This is a genomic window from Xylanibacter ruminicola, from assembly GCF_900142525.1.
Classification (GTDB): Bacteria; Bacteroidota; Bacteroidia; order Bacteroidales; family Bacteroidaceae; genus Prevotella; species Prevotella ruminicola_A.
Genome location: NZ_FRBD01000025.1, coordinates 17,577 through 34,404, shown reverse-complemented (window position 1 = coordinate 34,404; position 16,828 = coordinate 17,577). Strand labels below are relative to the sequence as shown.

The window sequence follows — 16,828 nt, the reverse complement described above, 5'->3', positions numbered from 1 at the left end:
AAATCCATATATGCAAATATTTATTGTTTCTTTTGCTTTTTCGCTGCTTTGGCTGCCGCTTTTTCAGCTTTTGCTTCAGCCTTTTCTAACTTCTTTATTTTTTGCTTTTCTTCTTTTTCTAATGCTTTAATTCGCTTTTCGCTAGCCTTATTTTCTTTAGCTTGCTCTTTAGGCGTTTTATGAATGCTCTTATCGAGAGTTATTTCTGTAGTTGCATTCGTTATAATAGGTGTGTGAGTTAAAATCTCAAGCGTTATAATATCTGTAGTGATTGTTGTTTGTAAATCTTGATAACCAGATACCTGACTACTTTCTTCTCGCTTTGTATCAGCGTATGCTGCAATCTCCAAGTTTCCATTCTCAAAATCTTCTTTATTTAATGCACCAGCACCTTGAGATGCAGCGGCTGCTTCTCCTAATGTTTTTAGTGAAACCAAACTGTTCGTTATTTTTACGAAAAGGGTTGCAATTTGTAGTTTGAGTTGATCATATGCGATATCCTTATCTATGACCGCTTTCTCAACATCAATCCTTTTACGCTTAACTGCAGCTGTTAAATCTAAAATATCTTCAACAGGTATAGCTAAATTAATGCCAATATTCCAATATGCCTGCTTGGTTCCTTGATATTGCAATATGGTTTGATTATACCCCGAAGAACTATTTCCCCACATGTCACCTATTCCATAGCTATAACTCGCATGACCTGTTACATATGAGAAAATATGTCGCTTTTGTTTGGCAACTTCTGCTTCTGCAAGTTCACGGGCTTTTTCAAGAGACAATATTTGAGGATTGGTTTTCGCGTTTTCAAACAATACTGCCAATGGTGGAAGATGGAATTCAGAGAAGTTGATGTCTTTCTCGCTACTAGAGTCAAAAAATCCTGCACTTATACCGCTCTCGTTGAATTGGGCGAGGGCAGTGGTGCTAGTCGAGGCAATGGTAAATATAAATATCAGTCGTCTGAAGATGTTCATTACTGTAGGGATTTAGTTATACATTCTCCTTCTGGACGAAGGCAAAGAAAGTACGGAAAAGGATCTTCATATCCAACCAGAAATTGTATGTCTGGCCGTACTTTATATCGAGTTGCTTGCGCTCCTCTGCTGACATCATGCCGCCCTTGCCGCGCTCTTCAACCTGCCAAAGACCGGTGAGACCTGCGGGAGCCATGAAACGGTCGATACTGGTGTCGATGGTTAGCTTCTCTGCCTCGTAGAGTGGGAGAGGACGGTTACCAATAACTGACATATCACCCTTAAGGATGTTGATGAGCTGAGGAAGTTCGTCGATGCTATACTTACGGATGAATCTGCCGACCTTAGTGACGCGGGGGTCGTTTTCGATCTTAACGAAAGCATTTTCGATTTCTTCCTTTTTCTCCTTGCTGAAGTCAGTTTCGGAAATAACGAAGTCGTCACCAACCAGCATCACTTCGTCGTCGGAAATCATCATATCGGTGTCGTCGCCAATACTCATCATCATATTGGCTTCCATGCCCAATCCTGTAGGAGTCTTTTTAGGTTCTTCGTCCTTTTTACTCATCTCTGCATATTGATTGCCTGCTTCTTTTGCTACCTCTTTGAGGCGCTCCTCGGCATCCTGGTACATTGAGCGGAACTTCAAGAAATTGAAAATGGTGTAGTTCGCACCAACTCGCTTAGACTTGAAGATAATCGGACCTTTGCTCTCCAAACGGATGGCAATGGCAGTAAGGATGAATATAGGTGAGGTGATGATAAGTGCGAAAATAGCAAAGAATACATCAAAGATTCGCTTCCAAATGGGTATCTTAAAACGCAACATTCTGTACTTGGGCTGCTGATCGTCAAAAAGCATGTTCTCGCGGTCGGAGATGAACTGAATCTTCTTGTTGAACTCTGTGATAGAGGCCTTGGTATCAAGAGTATCGTTAATGCCGCTCTTCTGATACAGAACTCGGTTCTCTGGAGTCAACTCGTTGGTTAGCAGTATGATATATACGTGCTTGTTTTTCTTTTTTAAATAGGTGATTGCGTTAATATCATCGTTTTGGTCGCCTTGCTCGTAAAACACAATAAAATGTTCGTTGCGTACATGCGTAGAACACGCTGATGCCGCATCTTTGTAATTTCTTGTGTATTGCACCAATCGGCCGGGGATGTATTTTAATCGCTCCTCGGTTTTTGGATTGCTGCCAAGATATACAACACCAATCATATTATTCTATTTAGGGAATAATCTTCTTTACACGTATTTTTAACTCCATGGGGTTGAAGGGCTTGACGATATAGTCCTCTGCACCAATCTCCAGCAGGCGGATGCGCTCACTGGTGGAGTCTTCGCTGGAAAGCATGATGACGGGAATCTGCTTGAACAACTCGTTCTGCTTAATCCACTCCAAAAAATCATCGCCACGCATTCCTGGCATACGAATATCAGAGATGATGAGGTCGGGGGTGTTACCAGCTTGCAGCCATTTAACGCCCTGAAGACCATCGGGCAACCACTGAACATCGTAGTCGCTCATCAGATAGATAGAGAGAACCTTTGCAATGGTCTCTTTGTCGTCAAGTATTAGTATTTTTTTCTTCATATATGAATGATATTAATTCTGGTAATTACGTTATTCTATGTGCAAAGGTAAACAAATTATTTTAATTCAACTCAAAAATGCGTAAAAAAATCACTTTTTTAAGGAAAAAAGTCGATTTATTGGAAAAAAATAGGGAAATTTGCATCTGAAACGTACTATAAATAAAGATTTATTAATAAATATTATGGCAAATAGGTATCTATTAGGTTTCGATGTCGGTAGCTCGTCAGTGAAGGCATCATTGGTTAATGCCGATAACGGCAAGTGTGTAGCAACTGCTTTCTATCCGGAAAAGGAGGCTCCCATCATGGCTGTTAAGGCCGGTTGGGCTGAGCAGGATCCTCAGATGTGGTGGGATAATGCCAAACTGAGTCTGCAGAAGATAATGAAAGAGGCTGATGCTACAGCTGAGGAGATTAAGGCTATTGGTATCTCGTATCAGATGCATGGTCTGGTTTGTGTAGATAAAAATCTGAAGGCATTACGCCCAGCGATTATCTGGTGTGACTCTCGCGCCGTTCCTTACGGTGAAAAGGCTTTTAAGGATTTAGGTGCAGATAAGTGTCTGAGCCATCTGCTGAATTCTCCAGGTAACTTCACTGCTGCTAAGTTGGCATGGGTTAAGGAAAATGAACCTGAGGTTTACAGCAAAATTTATAAGGTCATGTTGCCTGGCGATTATATCGCCATGCGACTAAGTGGCGTAGCCAACACTACTGTTAGCGGTCTTTCAGAAGGTATGTTTTGGGACTTCAAGAACAATCAAGTAGCTGACTTCCTGATGAATTATTATGGATTTGATGGATCGCTGATTGCTGATATCGTTCCAACATTTGCAGAGCAGAGCGTAGTTAGTGCTGAGGCTGCTGCAGAGATGGGTTTGAAGGCCGGCACACCTATTACATATAGAGGTGGTGACCAACCTAACAATGCTCTGTCGCTGAATGTACTGAATCCTGGTGAGATTGCCGCTACTGCAGGTACTTCGGGTGTAGTATATGGTGTGCTGGGTGATGTGAACTATGATCCACAGAGCCGTGTAAACACTTTTGCTCATGTGAACCATACTGCAGAACAGACTCGTCTGGGTGTGCTTCTGTGTATTAACGGTACGGGTATTCTGAACGCATGGACACATCGTAACATCACTCCAGAGATTGGTTATGCAGAGATGAATGATCTGGCTGCTAGCGTGCCCATCGGTAGTGAGGGCGTGACAGTTATTCCGTTCGGTAATGGTGCCGAGCGTGTACTGGAGAATAAGGAGATTGGCTGTTCAATTAATGGCTTGAACTTTAATAAGCATAATAAGGCTCATTTGGTTCGTGCTGCCCAAGAGGGAATCGTATTCTCATTCTGTTATGGAATGGAGATTATGCAGCAGATGGGTATGGATATCAAGAAGATTCATGCTGGTAAGGCCAACATGTTCTTGAGCCCATTGTTCCGCAATACATTGGCTGGTGTTAGTGGTGCTACTATCGAGCTCTATGATACCGATGGTTCGGTAGGAGCTGCTAAGGGTGCCGGTCTGGGTGCTGGCATCTATGCTAATGCTGCTGAGGCTTTTGCTTCGCTTGATAAGCTGGAGGTGATTGAGCCTGATGCTGCTCATCGCGCTGAGTATCAAGCTGCTTATGCTGCATGGAAAGAAACTTTGAAAAAGAATCTTTAAATAAAAAGAAAACCCGCCAAACGGCGGGTTTCTTTTTATAATGTTTGTTTATACCATTCAAATAGTTTCTGTACTCCATCCTCGATTTCGACTTTGTGTGTCCAACCGAGAGAGTGGAGCTTGGAGACATCAATGAGTTTGCGCATGGTGCCATCTGGCTTGGAAGTGTCAAACTCAACCTCACCCTCGAAACCTACAGCTTTAACTACGAGCTCTGAGAGTTCGCGAATGGTGAGCTCCTTCCCTGTGCCTACATTGATATGACAATTGCGGATTTCGCCAAGTTTAGGGATGGCGCCACCGCGACCTGCAGAGTGGTTGCGGTCGACGGCTCCATCGGTACTTGTGCCATAGTGTACAGATGAATATTTCTCTATGCCAATAATGTCGCTAAAATTGACATTTAACAATACGTGTACTGAGGCGTCGGCCATATCTTCGGACCAGAGGAACTCGCGAAGGGGAGTGCCTGTGCCCCAAAGTACTACTTTGTTGTCGTAGATGCCGTATTGGGCTAAAGCTGTAAGGATTTCTTCTTTAGAAGATGTAGCATTAACTATCGCCTCCACCCCTTGCCTATCTTGCGTCCCTTCGGTAGCAAGCGCCCCTTCGGGTCGAGCGGTTTCCTCAGAGGTGGGGAGTTTGTAGGTAACGGGACGTTTGTTGAGGTCGACGGCTATTTTGTCCCATGCTCCATCATGGATGAGCTTGGCCAGATAAATCTTTCGCATCATGGCTGGCATGACATGGGAGTTCTCCAGGTGGAAGTTGTCGTTGGGGCCATAGAGGTTGGTTGGCATGACGGCAATATAGTTGGTGCCATATTGCAGATTATAGCTCTCGCACATCTTAAGTCCGGCAATCTTAGCAATGGCGTACTCCTCGTTAGTGTATTCCAGCGGACTGGTCAGCAGGCAATCTTCCTTCATGGGCTGTGGCGCATTCTTGGGATAGATGCAGGTAGAACCAAGGAAGAGTAGCTTCTTGACGCCATGAGCATAAGCTTCAGAGATGACATTGCACTGAATCTTCATGTTCATCATGATAAAGTCTGCACGATAGAGTGAGTTGGCCATGATGCCACCAACGAATGCTGCTGCCAATACAACTGCATCGGGGCGCTCCTCATCGAAGAACTTCTTGACTGCAACCTGATCGGTCAAGTCGAGCTCTTTGTGACTGCGACCAACTAGGTTGCTAAATCCTCGCTGGAGCAGGTTATTCCAAATAGCGGAACCCACAAGTCCGTGGTGTCCCGCTACATATATTTTACTATCTTTATTTAACATCGGTCGAACATTATTTATCTCCTCCACCCCTAGCCCCTCCTCCCAAGAGGAGGGGAGTTTAGGGATGAATTATTCTTCTTCTAAATGAGCTTTAAGGAAGAGCTTCTTGACGAACTTTATGTCGTGCTGAACCATAATCTTAACAAGCTCCTCAAAAGAGGTCTTCTGTGGGTTCCAACCTAACTTCGCCTTTGCCTTTGCAGGGTTGCCAAGCAACTGATCAACCTCGGCAGGACGGAAGTACTTAGGATCGACTTCGACCAGAGCCTTGCCTGTCTTCTTGTCGTAACCCTTCTCGTCGACACCATCACCACGCCATTCGAGTTCAATGCCTACTTCCTTGAATGCGAGAGTGGCAAACTCGCGTACAGTATGGTATTCGCCAGTGGCAATTACGAAGTCGTCGGGTTCGGGCTGCTGTAGGATGAGCCACATACACTCGATATAATCCTTGGCATATCCCCAGTCGCGGAGTGAATTCAGATTTCCAAGATAAAGCTTGTCCTGATATCCCTGAGCTATACGTGCTGCAGCAAGGGTGATCTTGCGGGTTACGAAAGTCTCGCCTCGGCGCTCACTCTCGTGGTTGAAGAGGATACCGTTGCAGCAGAACATGTTATATGACTCGCGGTAGTTCTTCATAATCCAGAAGCCATAGAGCTTGGCAACTGCGTATGGAGAGCGAGGATAGAATGGGGTGGTTTCTGACTGTGGAACTTCTTGAACTTTACCATAAAGCTCGGATGTAGAGGCCTGATAGATGCGGCAAGTGTCGGCCAAACCTGCGATGCGAACTGCCTCGAGCAGGCGGAGAACGCCATTAGCATCGGTATCGGCAGTATACTCAGGTACATCGAAAGATACCTTAACATGACTTTGGGCCGCAAGATTATAAATCTCGGTAGGGCGAATCTTAGAGATGACGCGAATCAGAGAAGATGAGTCTGTCATGTCGGCCCAGTGGAGGTTTACAAGACGTGCTTTCTTCATATCGCGTACCCACTCATCGAGATAGAGATGCTCGATGCGGCCTGTGTTGAATGATGAAGAACGGCGCATGAGTCCGTGCACCTCATATCCTTTCTCTATTAAGAATTCTGCCAAGTATGAGCCATCCTGACCGGTTATACCAGTGATAAGAGCTACTTTTTTATCCATAAGTTATTAATTGTTTCCTGAGAATTGTTTGATTCGTTGTTCCTCAGACAGTTTGCAAATCAGCAAAGTGTCGTCGTTCTCGGCAATGATATATCCATCGAGCCCCTGTATGACAACCTTCTTTTCCTGAATCGTATGCACGATACAATTGTGGCTCTCGATAAGACTGATGTCCTCACCAATGCTTACATTGCCGTAGAGATCTTTCTTGCTTTGCTCGTGGAGTGAACCCCATGTGCCAAGGTCGCTCCAACCAAAATCTGAAGGACAGACAAAAATTTCCTCAGCCTTCTCCATAATGGCGTAGTCTACTGAGATGTTCTCGCATTCAGGGAACAGACGGTTGATCTCTTCCTGTTCCTGATCTGTGCCATATATAGGGAGTAATGACTCGAATATTTTGGCCATAGAAGGCTGGTAGATGCGGAATGCATTGACGATGGTGTTGACATTCCATATAAAGATGCCTGCATTCCAGAAATAGTTGTTCTTTTTGATGTAAGCCTGAGCTGTTTCGAGATTGGGCTTCTCACGGAATGAGTCAACTCTGAAGATTTCCTTGTTTCTAAGTGAACTTGTGCTGAGATCGGCCTGGATATAACCGTAGCCTGTCTCAGGGCGGTTGGGTTTCATTCCTAGAGTAACAATAGCGTCGGTCTCGCTAGTGAATTGCATACATTCCTTGATAACACGCTGGAACTCATTCTTGTCAGTAACAATATGATCACTTGGGGTCACAATAATGTTGGCCTTAGGATCTTTAGACTTGATGCGCCAACTAACATATGCAATGCATGGTGCTGTGTTTCTGCGACATGGTTCGCAGAGGATGTTTCCTGCTGGCATATCAGGTAACTGCTTTTTGACGATGTCCTGATATTTCTGGTTTGTAACTACCCAGATGTTTTCGGGCTTAACCAGATTGCCAAATCTTTCTACCGTTAACTGAAGTAATGTCTTTCCAACGCCGAGAACGTCGATGAACTGTTTCGGGTTCTCGGTAGTGCTCATTGGCCAGAATCGGCTACCTACGCCGCCGGCCATGATAACTAAATGGTTGTTTGTTCTTGCCATAATCGTTGTTTGCTGATAATAATGTGCAAAAATACGAATAATTATGGAAATAAGCAAGAATTAAGCAAAAAAATGTTATTTACGCTGTCTTTTCTTGCTTATGATTAAGTTTTCGTTTGATAACGAAGTAAATTGCAGCTACCACGATAAGTCCAAGAATGGCAAATTTGATATATTCAGCATACTCGCTGATTTTGCTATTCAACTGATCTTCGGGAACAATAGCGTGCAAATACCATCCCAAGATGGCCAAAACACTATGCCATCCGCCTGCACCAATTGTAGTGAACAAGATGAACTTGCCATAATGCATACGAGCTAAACCGGCGGGAATGGAAATGAGATGGCGGATGACAGGAACGAAACGTCCTGTAAGGGTTGCAGCAATGCCATGATCGTCAAAGTATTTCTCGCTCTTCTCAACCTTCTCCTGATTAAGCAGGCACATCTTGCCCCACTTGCTGTTGGCAAACTTGTATATAACAGGACGTCCAACATATAGTGCTACAAAGTAGTTGATACTGGCGCCGACGTCAGCTCCAAGTGTTGCAAAAAGAATAACCAGGAAAACGTTAAGTGAACCGCTTGCTGCATGATATGCAGCTGGGGTAACAACAAACTCTGATGGTACGGGAACTACTGTGCTTTCTAATAACATCAGAAAGAAGATGGTGGGATACCAGCCGAGATAATTGAGAATGTTGGTAATAAAATTCATATTAATGATTGTTCAAATGTTTTAATGCATAATTGTAATAGTCCTTTGGATCCAAATCCTCAGGGAAGAATTCACCTAATACTGCTTTTACCTCATCAGGATTGCATTCACAGGCTTTCTTGAGGTAGCACAAGAATTCGTCTTCTTTCTTCAAGTCATTGCAACATAAGGCGATATAGGAATAGCCTTCTTTCCAGTTTTCGTCGACATTCTTGAAGAATCCCAAGTATAATTTATATGCCTCATTCAAGTACATATTGTCGTGATAAGATATAATAATCTTCAGTTTTATCTTAGGATCATTATGTGATAGTTCTAATGCTTTGATAAATTCTTGTCTCGCTTCTTTTTCTTTCTTGTTTGATAACAGGACATGCCCTCGCATGACAGCCATGTGGAGATGGTCGCAATCCAGTTTGTCGGTCAGGTCAATACACTGAAGAGCTTTCTCAACATCGCCTATTTTACTATAGATAAACGCCATTTCCTGATAAATCTCTGGTAGATAAATCGATTCTACAGGTGTTACGCTGACGGCTTTTTTTAATAATTCCAGGCCTTCTTCGTTCTTACCTTTGTTGACAAGGCATAGTGCTTGATGAAGATAGCTGAATTCGTCGTTTGGCATTTTTTCGGAATACCTTTGGAAGTAAACCAATGCTTCGTCGTAATTACCTAAAGTATATAGGGTGTTGGCTTTTGACAGCAGACCATCGGCATCATTGGGGTCAATGGCAATGGCGTATTCGCTACAGGTTAGAGCTGCATTGTAGTCTCTCTTCATATACTGAACTCCTGCCAAGGAATTCCAATAATTGGTCGAGTAAGGATTTTTGTCAAGAAGCTCATTGAAGAGTCTCTCACTGTCCTTATATTTACCTAATCCAAATAATGTGCGGGCCATGAGCTCCTTTAGACCTTCGGACTCGGCACCTGTGAAACGGGCTATCCATTCAAATGCCTTCATAAACTGGTCGTAGTCTAAGTATAGTTGCACTACTCCCTTGACGAAATCTGTGTATTCGTCGGTTGGCACGTCGTTTTTAAAGTATTCTGAAAGAATGGTGTCAGCTTTGTCAATATCATTCTTCTTGATTAGAATCTCTGCACGTAAATATACAGCTTCAAGCGTGTCGAGTGGGGTGATTCTGTCGGCATATTTGTCTGCCGTTTCGAAGTCTTTAGCTTCTAATGCTTCGCGGGCTTTATATAGCATTGGGCCAACTGCTTCTGGATTGTATTCCATAGCCAGAGATATGGCCGCATTTGCTTCGTCTATGCGGTTGTGATAATGATAATAATCAGCGACATCAGCCAAGTCGTCGGCGTCCATGTAGATGCGCTCGCCCGACTTGACTGACTCTTCGTATTGTCTCAGGATTTCTTTAAAATCCTCGCTTTCAAAATACTCTGTATGATCCGTCACTTCTTCCAAGTATCCTTAAGTCCTACAGTCTTATTGAAGATAGGTTTCTCGGCAGTAGAGTCTGTATCAGGAGTGAAATATCCGATACGCTGGAACTGCAGATAGGTGAGCGGTTTCATATCAGCTGCGAATGGTTCGATGTAGCAGTTCTTGATAATGTGGAGTGAATCGGGATTGATAATCTCCTTCATAGCGGTAACTGCATCGCAATTCTTTTCTTCACGGATGGCGGCCATGTCGTCACGAGGGTTCTCAACCTTCCACAGACGATCGTATAGGCGTACCTCAGCCTCAACGGCGTGCTTGCAACTTACCCAATGCAGCGTCTTGCCCTTAATCTTGCGGTTTGAACCAGGAAGACCACTGCGCGACTCTGGGTCATAGGTGCAGTAAATAGTGGTTACATTGCCGTTCTCGTCCTCATCGCATGGGTGATCCTCATTACATTTAATAATGTATGCATTCTTCAGGCGAACCTCTTTGCCAGGAGCCAAGCGCATAAATTTCTTCTCGGCCTCCTTCATGAAGTCGTCGCGCTCAATCCAAAGCTCGCGTGTAAACTCGACAGTATGAGTACCGTCGGCCTCGTTCTCTGGATTGTTGACGGCTGTGAGCTGCTCAACCTGATCCTCAGGATAGTTGGTGATGATCACCTTTACAGGATCAAGAACTGCACTAACTCGGATGGCGCGCGCATTCAAGTCGTCGCGAACGGCACTCTCAAGCAGAGCCATGTCGTTAAGTGCATCGATCTTGGTGTAACCAATCTTGTCGATGAACTTGATGATACTTTCTGGACTATAGCCACGACGACGGAATCCGCAGATGGTTGGCATACGGGGGTCATCCCAACCATTCACAAGCTTTTCGTTTACCAATGCCAGCAGATTACGCTTTGACATCAGCGTGTAGTTGAGGTTCAGCTTGTTGAACTCTGTCTGGCGTGGACGGTTGTCCTCGATGTTGTCAGTCTCGCCCTTCCATTCCTTCATCCATGTAACGAACAAATCATACAAGGGGCGATGCTCTACAAACTCAAGTGTGCACCATGAGTGAGTTACACCCTCCAGATAATCGCTCTGGCCATGAGTGAAATCATACATAGGGTAGGCGTTCCACTTATTGCCTGTACGGATATGGGGGATGTTGAGAACACGATAAATCAATGGGTCGCGGAACAACATGTTGGGGTGAGCCATATCGATCTTGGCACGAAGAACAAGTGTTCCTGGCTCGCACTTGCCGCTATTCATGAACTCGAACAACTTGAGGTTCTCTTCTACTGGACGGTCGCGGAAAGGACTGTTGGTACCAGGGCTTGTGGTAGTTCCCTTCTGCTGGGCAATCACCTCAGCACTCTGCTCATCAACGTATGCACGTCCCTGTTTAATCAACCAAACGGCAAAGTTCCAAAGCTCCTGGAAATAGTCGCTGGCGTAGTAGACATTAGCCCACTTGAAGCCAAGCCATTTGATATCGTTCTCGATGCTCTCGATATATTCTGTATCCTCCTTGATGGGATTTGTGTCGTCGAAGCGCAGGTTGCAGGTACCGCCATATTTCTTGGCCAGTCCGAAGTCAATGGCAATAGCCTTTGCGTGTCCGATGTGCAGATAGCCGTTGGGCTCTGGTGGGAAACGGGTCTGCATTCTGCCGCCGTTCTTACCCTCAGCCAGATCATTGATTACCTTCTGCTCAATGAAGCTAACCGACTTGACCTCTGTTCTAGCCTGCTCACGCTCGGCATTGTTCAAACAAGTTTGACTATGCTCTCGCTTACTCGCAGCCTTGTTCTCCTCGCTTTCGTTCTTAATAATCTCTTCCATATCTTAATTATCAATTATCAACTGTCAATTACTTAATTCCTCTTTCGTTAAGTGCTTTTGAATACTTGGCCGCATTCTTCAGGTGTTCCTGATAGGTCTTGGCAAAGTTGTGGGTGCCAGAGAAATCTTCCTTGGCGCACATATACAGATAGTCGTGAGCAGTACGGTTGAGTACGGCATCGATACCTGCTACGGATGCAATCTTGATAGGTCCTGGGGGGAGTCCTGTATTCTTATAGGTATTATAGGGACTATCAAACTGCAACATGTTGTGATAGATGCGTTTCAAGGCAAAATCCTTCAAAGCGAACTTGATGGTTGGGTCGGCCTGAAGCGGCATTCCTGCTTTGAGACGGTTGAGATACATACCTGCTATCATCGGCTTCTCTGCATTGTTTGCAGTTTCCTCGTCGATGATGCTGGCTATCGTACATACCTCTTCTTTGCTTAGGTTGAGGGCATCGGCCTTGATAGTGCGCTGCGTGTTCCAGAAATTCTCATTCTCTTTCTTCATGCGCTTCATCAGGTTCTCGATGGAGATGTTCCAATAAACCTCGTATGTGTTGGGGATAAAAAGACAAGCAATAGTTGCTGTATCGTATCCCTGCTGAGCACAGAATGACGAATCGCTGAGTAAAATAGCTACAGCGACGCTATCCATCATCAGTTTCTTTGAGAGATAACCCGCCAAGCGATCCATGGTACGACTCTCGGGTATGGTGAGTCTTACAGGCTCCTGATGGCCATTCTTCAGGTTACGGAAAACCCGGATTGTACTTTGGTCAGGAGTGATGGCATATCGTCCGCTACGTATGTTGTCGGAATATCCACCATGACGTGACATCATTTTAAATGCAATGAGACCATGGTATGATGCTATGGGTTCTAACTTGGCACAAACCGAATCCAGATTATCATTGTCATCGATATACACGTATTCTGTGGAGCTGAGTTTTGAAAAACTCCCCACAAAATAGTAATATGCGATGGCCAAGATTCCAATGAAGCATATTGCAATAGGAACCAGATACCTTGACTTTTTAAACCAATTCATCTTTATAATCTTGAAAAAACGCTGCAAAGTTACAAAAATCTCTTCACTCTTATCGCTAATTTCCCATTTTTTTGTATCTTTGCCCTAAAATATAACATATGAAACTTAAGTTTTCTATACAATATGGCACTCAATGGGGGCAAAACCTCTATGTGGTGATCACATATCGGAGTACAGATCAGACCGAAAAAACTGAACGTCTGATGATGGTTACTACCGATGGTTTGGTGTGGTCGCTGGAAACTACGGTGCTAGAGTCGCGTAAACATCCCATTGCGTCTTTCCTATATCATTATCAGGTTGAGGATAATGATGGTAATGTGATACGTAGGGAGTGGAATGCTATTCCCCGAATATATTATTTTGATACGTCGAAGAGTTATGTGATGGCTGATCAATGGCGTGATGTGTCCTTGCAGTATCATTTATATAGTAAGGCTTATCTTACCACGATGGGGATGGCTGGTGATGGTAAGGTGGAACCTCTGCGTGTGCCACTTTATCGTAAGACAATACTGTTCAGAGTGTCTGCGCCACAGTTGCAGAAAGGTCAATCGGTGGCCATCGTAGGTTCACATCCTGCCTTAGGCAGTTGGAATGTGGCTCGATATCTGAAAATGGAGTCAATAGGTTGCTTTGAGTGGTTGCTATCCGTGAATGTAGATGCGGTGTTACTGCCTATTGAGTATAAATATGTAATTGTTGATGACGAGACTCATGCTCTGGTGGCATGGGAAGAGGGGGATAATCGCACGACTGAAGGTCTATTGCCCGCTGACCAATCGATGGTTCCTGATGGAACGGTTCTTGTGGCTTACGGCGAGAGCCTGAGAGTAAGAGAACATATTTGGCGTGCAGCAGGTGTCGTAGTGCCCGTATTCTCATTGCGAAGCAAAGAGTCGTACGGTGTAGGAGATTTTGGTGATCTCTGCAGATTGGTTGATTGGTGCGTAGCAACGGGGATGAAGGCCATCCAGTTGTTGCCTGTAAATGATACAACCAGCTCTGGTAACTGGAGCGATTCTTATCCATATAATATTGTTTCGGCCTTTGCATTACATCCACATTATCTGGATTTAGAGGCTGTTGGTGTATTGAAGAATAAGACTAAGATGACCGCTTATCATCGTCAACGTCAGGAATTGAATGCTTTAGGCTATAGCGATTATGAGGCCGTTGATAGGGTTAAACGTGCTTATATAGAAGATGTATTTGGCGAACGTGGGCAGCAAACGCTTGATTCAAAGGAGTTTAAATCGTGGTTTGCTGAGAATAAGGAATGGTTGGAGCCTTATGCTAATTGGTCTTTGGCTAAATCAGTTTATAGTAGTATCGCTGTTATCTATTATATTCAATATCATCTTCATCAACAGTTAAAAACGGCTGCAGATTATGCCCGTTCTAAAGGAATCTTCCTTAAAGGCGATGTGCCTATCGGTGTAAATGGTGATAGCGTGGAGACTGCTACTCATCCTGATTTCTTCCATCTTGATGCCCAGACGGGTGCACCGCCTGATGCTTTTTCGCAGAACGGACAGAACTGGGGCTTCCCCACCTATAATTGGAAAACGGGCGTTGTGGATTGGTTTCATCGTCGATTGAACTGGATGGAGCAGTACTTCGATGCGATTCGTATCGATCATATACTAGGATTCTTCCGAATATGGGAGATTCCTGAAGATGCTGTGTTTGGTATCTTGGGCCATTTCTCACCATCGCTGCCTATGACTGTTGGTGAGATTGAGTATTTTGGCTTGCCTTTCCGTAAAGATCTTTTTACTCGTCCATTTATCAATGATAGGGTGCTGGATAAGCTCTTTGGCTTGCATGCGCCTTATGTTCGTGAGCATTTTCTGGTGGCTCGTAGTTATGGACTATATGATCTGAAGGCTGATTATGATACTCAGAAAAAGGTTCAAACAGCTTTCGAGGGTCGTACTGATGAGAATAGTCTGTGGATTCGTGATGGACTTTATCGACTGATAAGCGGTGTACTCTTCCTTGAAGATCCACAACAGCCGGAGATGTATCATCCTCGTATAGGCGTGATTGGCGAGCTTGTATTCGATGCTCTGTCATCAGAAGAGAAGGACGCGTTTATGCGACTATATAACAACTATTATTATCAGCGTCATAACTTCTTCTGGGGGGCTGAGGCTATTCGCAAAATTACTAATGTGTTTGGAACAACCCGTATGCTTTGTTGTGGTGAAGATTTGGGTATGTTGCCAGATTGTGTGGCTCCAGTGCTCGACCAGCTCCGCATTCTGACGCTTGAAATCCAGTCGATGCCCAAACAGAGTGGCTATGAATTCGCGCATCTTGACGCCAATCCTTATCGTTCAGTAGCTACTATCTCTACTCACGACATGTCGCCTCTGCGTCTGTGGTGGAGTGAGAGTCCAGAACGTACCCAGCGATACTTTGTATCGATGCTGCAGAAACAGGGTAGGGCTCCAGAGCAGTTACCGGCTCATTTGGCTGAGGAGATTATTGGTCGCCATTTGTATTGTCCATCTATGCTTTGCATGCTTTCATTGCAAGATTGGTTGGCTATGGATAGTGAGTTGCGAAGTAAGAATCCTCGAGAAGAACGAATAAACGTGCCCAGCGATCCGTATAATCGTTGGAAATATCGTATGCATATAACAATCGAAGAATTACTAAAGGCCGATAAATATAATAATAAGGTGAAAACCATGATTCAGCGTTCAAAAAGATGAAATACAATACTTATATTTTCGACCTTGATGGTACGTTGCTAGATACTCTTACTGATCTTGCAGCCTCTTGTAATTATGCCCTTCGCACTCACGGAATGCCTGAGCATTCTATTGATGATGTGCGTAGGTTCGTGGGAAACGGTGTACGAAAACTAATGGAACGAGCTATCCCTGATGGCGATGCGAATCCGGATTTTGAAGCAACTTTTGCTACGTTCCGTGAGCATTATATGCATCATTCGCTTGATACAACTCGTCCTTATCCAGGTATTCCTGAGATATTGGCTGAGTTAAAGGCTCGTGGATGTAAGCTTGCTGTAGTGAGCAATAAGATGATGGCTGCGACAGTAGAACTCTGTCATCATTTCTTTCCAGATACCATCGAAGTGGCTATAGGTGAAAACGAAGCCGCAGGCATCCGCAAAAAGCCTGCTCCAGATACCGTCTTTGCCGCCTTTGATTCTCTCAGTATTCCCCGACCCTTAGGGGGAGGGGCTAGGGATGAGGAAAACTCTGCCGTCTATGTTGGCGATAGCGATGTAGATATAGCAACGGCCCATAATGCAGGCATTCCTTGTATCTCTGTGCTATGGGGCTTCCGCAATCGCGAATTCCTCATCGAACATGGTGCAGAAACATTCGTTTCAAAACCATCAGATTTGCTATAACTGCTGTAGGCGAGCGATATACTTGCCAAGGATGTCGAACTCGAGGTTGACAACTGAGTCTACACGGATGTCGCAGAAGTTAGTGTGCTCGAAGGTGTAGGGGATAATGGCAACCTGGAAGGTGTTTGATGTAGGATTGCAGACCGTTAGACTAACGCCATTTACTGTTACGCTACCTTTGTCGACAGTAAAATAGCCTTTCTTTGCCATTTCTCTGTTTTCTGGATATTCGAAAGTGAAGTAGGTTGAACCATCGGCATCTTCTACAGCGATGCAGCGGGCAGTCTCGTCTACGTGGCCCTGAACGATGTGTCCATCCAATCTACCGTTCATCAGCATCGAGCGCTCTACGTTTACCTTATCGCCCACCTTCAGTAATCCAAGGTTGGTTCGATCAAGTGTCTCCTTCATGGCCGTAACAGTATATGTGCCATTTTCGATGGCAACAACGGTTAAGCACACGCCATTGTGAGCGACACTTTGGTCGATCTTCAGCTCGTCGACAAATGAACACTTCAAGGTGAAATCTATATTCTCGCGATCCTTGCGGATAGCAGTTACAGTAGCAAATTCTTCGATGATTCCGGAAAACATAATTGTCTATTTAGATTAAAAAGAAAAGGGTACGTGCCGATGATT

General features: G+C 44.5%; 14 protein-coding genes. 3 read left to right on the top strand and 11 right to left on the bottom strand.

All coding sequences use genetic code 11. From position 1 onward, the window contains the following. Window positions 1-20: 20 nt before the first annotated feature. From BUB86_RS14775 to BUB86_RS14765, 3 genes are read right to left on the bottom strand one after another with little or no spacing between them, the layout of a single operon-like run. Window positions 21-980, bottom strand: a complete 960-nt coding sequence (locus BUB86_RS14775) for a TolC family protein (RefSeq protein WP_073210896.1) — start codon at window positions 978-980, stop codon at window positions 21-23. Window positions 981-996: 16 nt separating this feature from the next. Beyond that, complete coding sequence (locus tag BUB86_RS14770; protein ID WP_073210894.1) at window positions 997-2,202, bottom strand: sugar transferase; 1,206 nt, start codon at window positions 2,200-2,202, stop codon at window positions 997-999. Window positions 2,203-2,212: 10 nt separating this feature from the next. Continuing rightward, window positions 2,213-2,578 carry a response regulator transcription factor gene (locus tag BUB86_RS14765; protein ID WP_013063705.1) on the bottom strand — a complete coding sequence of 122 codons (366 nt, stop codon included), beginning with the start codon at window positions 2,576-2,578 and terminating at the stop codon, window positions 2,213-2,215. Between the two features lie 184 nt (window positions 2,579-2,762). Between BUB86_RS14765 and BUB86_RS14760 the strand changes: the two genes are divergently transcribed. Beyond that, window positions 2,763-4,253, top strand: coding sequence for a xylulokinase (locus tag BUB86_RS14760; protein ID WP_073210891.1), 1,491 nt, complete (start codon window positions 2,763-2,765; stop codon window positions 4,251-4,253). A 35-nt stretch (window positions 4,254-4,288) separates the two neighbouring features. Here BUB86_RS14760 and BUB86_RS14755 read toward each other — a convergent pair whose 3' ends face one another. The 7 genes from BUB86_RS14755 to mltG form a co-directional block, all read right to left on the bottom strand. Continuing rightward, complete coding sequence (locus BUB86_RS14755; RefSeq protein WP_073210889.1) at window positions 4,289-5,542, bottom strand: GDP-L-fucose synthase family protein; 1,254 nt, start codon at window positions 5,540-5,542, stop codon at window positions 4,289-4,291. A 69-nt stretch (window positions 5,543-5,611) separates the two neighbouring features. Continuing rightward, complete coding sequence (gmd, locus tag BUB86_RS14750; RefSeq protein ID WP_073210887.1) at window positions 5,612-6,700, bottom strand: GDP-mannose 4,6-dehydratase; 1,089 nt, start codon at window positions 6,698-6,700, stop codon at window positions 5,612-5,614. Window positions 6,701-6,706: 6 nt separating this feature from the next. Further along, a complete protein-coding gene (locus tag BUB86_RS14745; RefSeq protein WP_073210885.1) occupies window positions 6,707-7,774 on the bottom strand; it encodes a mannose-1-phosphate guanylyltransferase in 1,068 nt (355 codons plus the stop codon). 79 nt (window positions 7,775-7,853) lie between these two features. Next, the gene (locus tag BUB86_RS14740; RefSeq protein ID WP_073210883.1) at window positions 7,854-8,492 is read right to left on the bottom strand and encodes a DedA family protein; all 639 of its coding nucleotides are present in this window, start codon (window positions 8,490-8,492) and stop codon (window positions 7,854-7,856) included. A 1-nt stretch (window position 8,493) separates the two neighbouring features. Next, window positions 8,494-9,918 (bottom strand): tetratricopeptide repeat protein, encoded by a 1,425-nt coding sequence (locus BUB86_RS14735; protein ID WP_073210881.1) that lies wholly within the window; start codon window positions 9,916-9,918, stop codon window positions 8,494-8,496. Beyond that, window positions 9,915-11,744, bottom strand: a complete 1,830-nt coding sequence (locus BUB86_RS14730; RefSeq protein ID WP_254795185.1) for a glutamine--tRNA ligase/YqeY domain fusion protein — start codon at window positions 11,742-11,744, stop codon at window positions 9,915-9,917. The genes BUB86_RS14735 and BUB86_RS14730 overlap by 4 nt, the downstream gene beginning before the upstream one ends. 28 nt (window positions 11,745-11,772) lie before the next feature. After that, complete coding sequence (mltG, locus tag BUB86_RS14725) at window positions 11,773-12,798, bottom strand: endolytic transglycosylase MltG (RefSeq protein ID WP_073210879.1); 1,026 nt, start codon at window positions 12,796-12,798, stop codon at window positions 11,773-11,775. A 98-nt stretch (window positions 12,799-12,896) separates the two neighbouring features. On the opposite strand from mltG, the gene BUB86_RS14720 reads away from it, so the two are divergent. Both BUB86_RS14720 and BUB86_RS14715 read left to right on the top strand, forming a co-directional pair. Further along, entirely contained in the window at window positions 12,897-15,521 is a 2,625-nt protein-coding gene (locus BUB86_RS14720) for a 4-alpha-glucanotransferase (RefSeq protein WP_073210877.1), read from the top strand. Next, a complete protein-coding gene (locus BUB86_RS14715) occupies window positions 15,518-16,189 on the top strand; it encodes an HAD family hydrolase (protein ID WP_073210875.1) in 672 nt (223 codons plus the stop codon). Before BUB86_RS14720 ends, BUB86_RS14715 begins: the two co-directional genes overlap by 4 nt. Here BUB86_RS14715 and BUB86_RS14710 read toward each other — a convergent pair. After that, on the bottom strand, window positions 16,184-16,783 hold the full coding sequence (locus BUB86_RS14710) for a riboflavin synthase (protein WP_073210873.1): 600 nt from the start codon (window positions 16,781-16,783) through the stop codon (window positions 16,184-16,186). The genes BUB86_RS14715 and BUB86_RS14710 overlap by 6 nt on opposite strands. Between the last annotated feature and the right edge of the window lie 45 nt (window positions 16,784-16,828).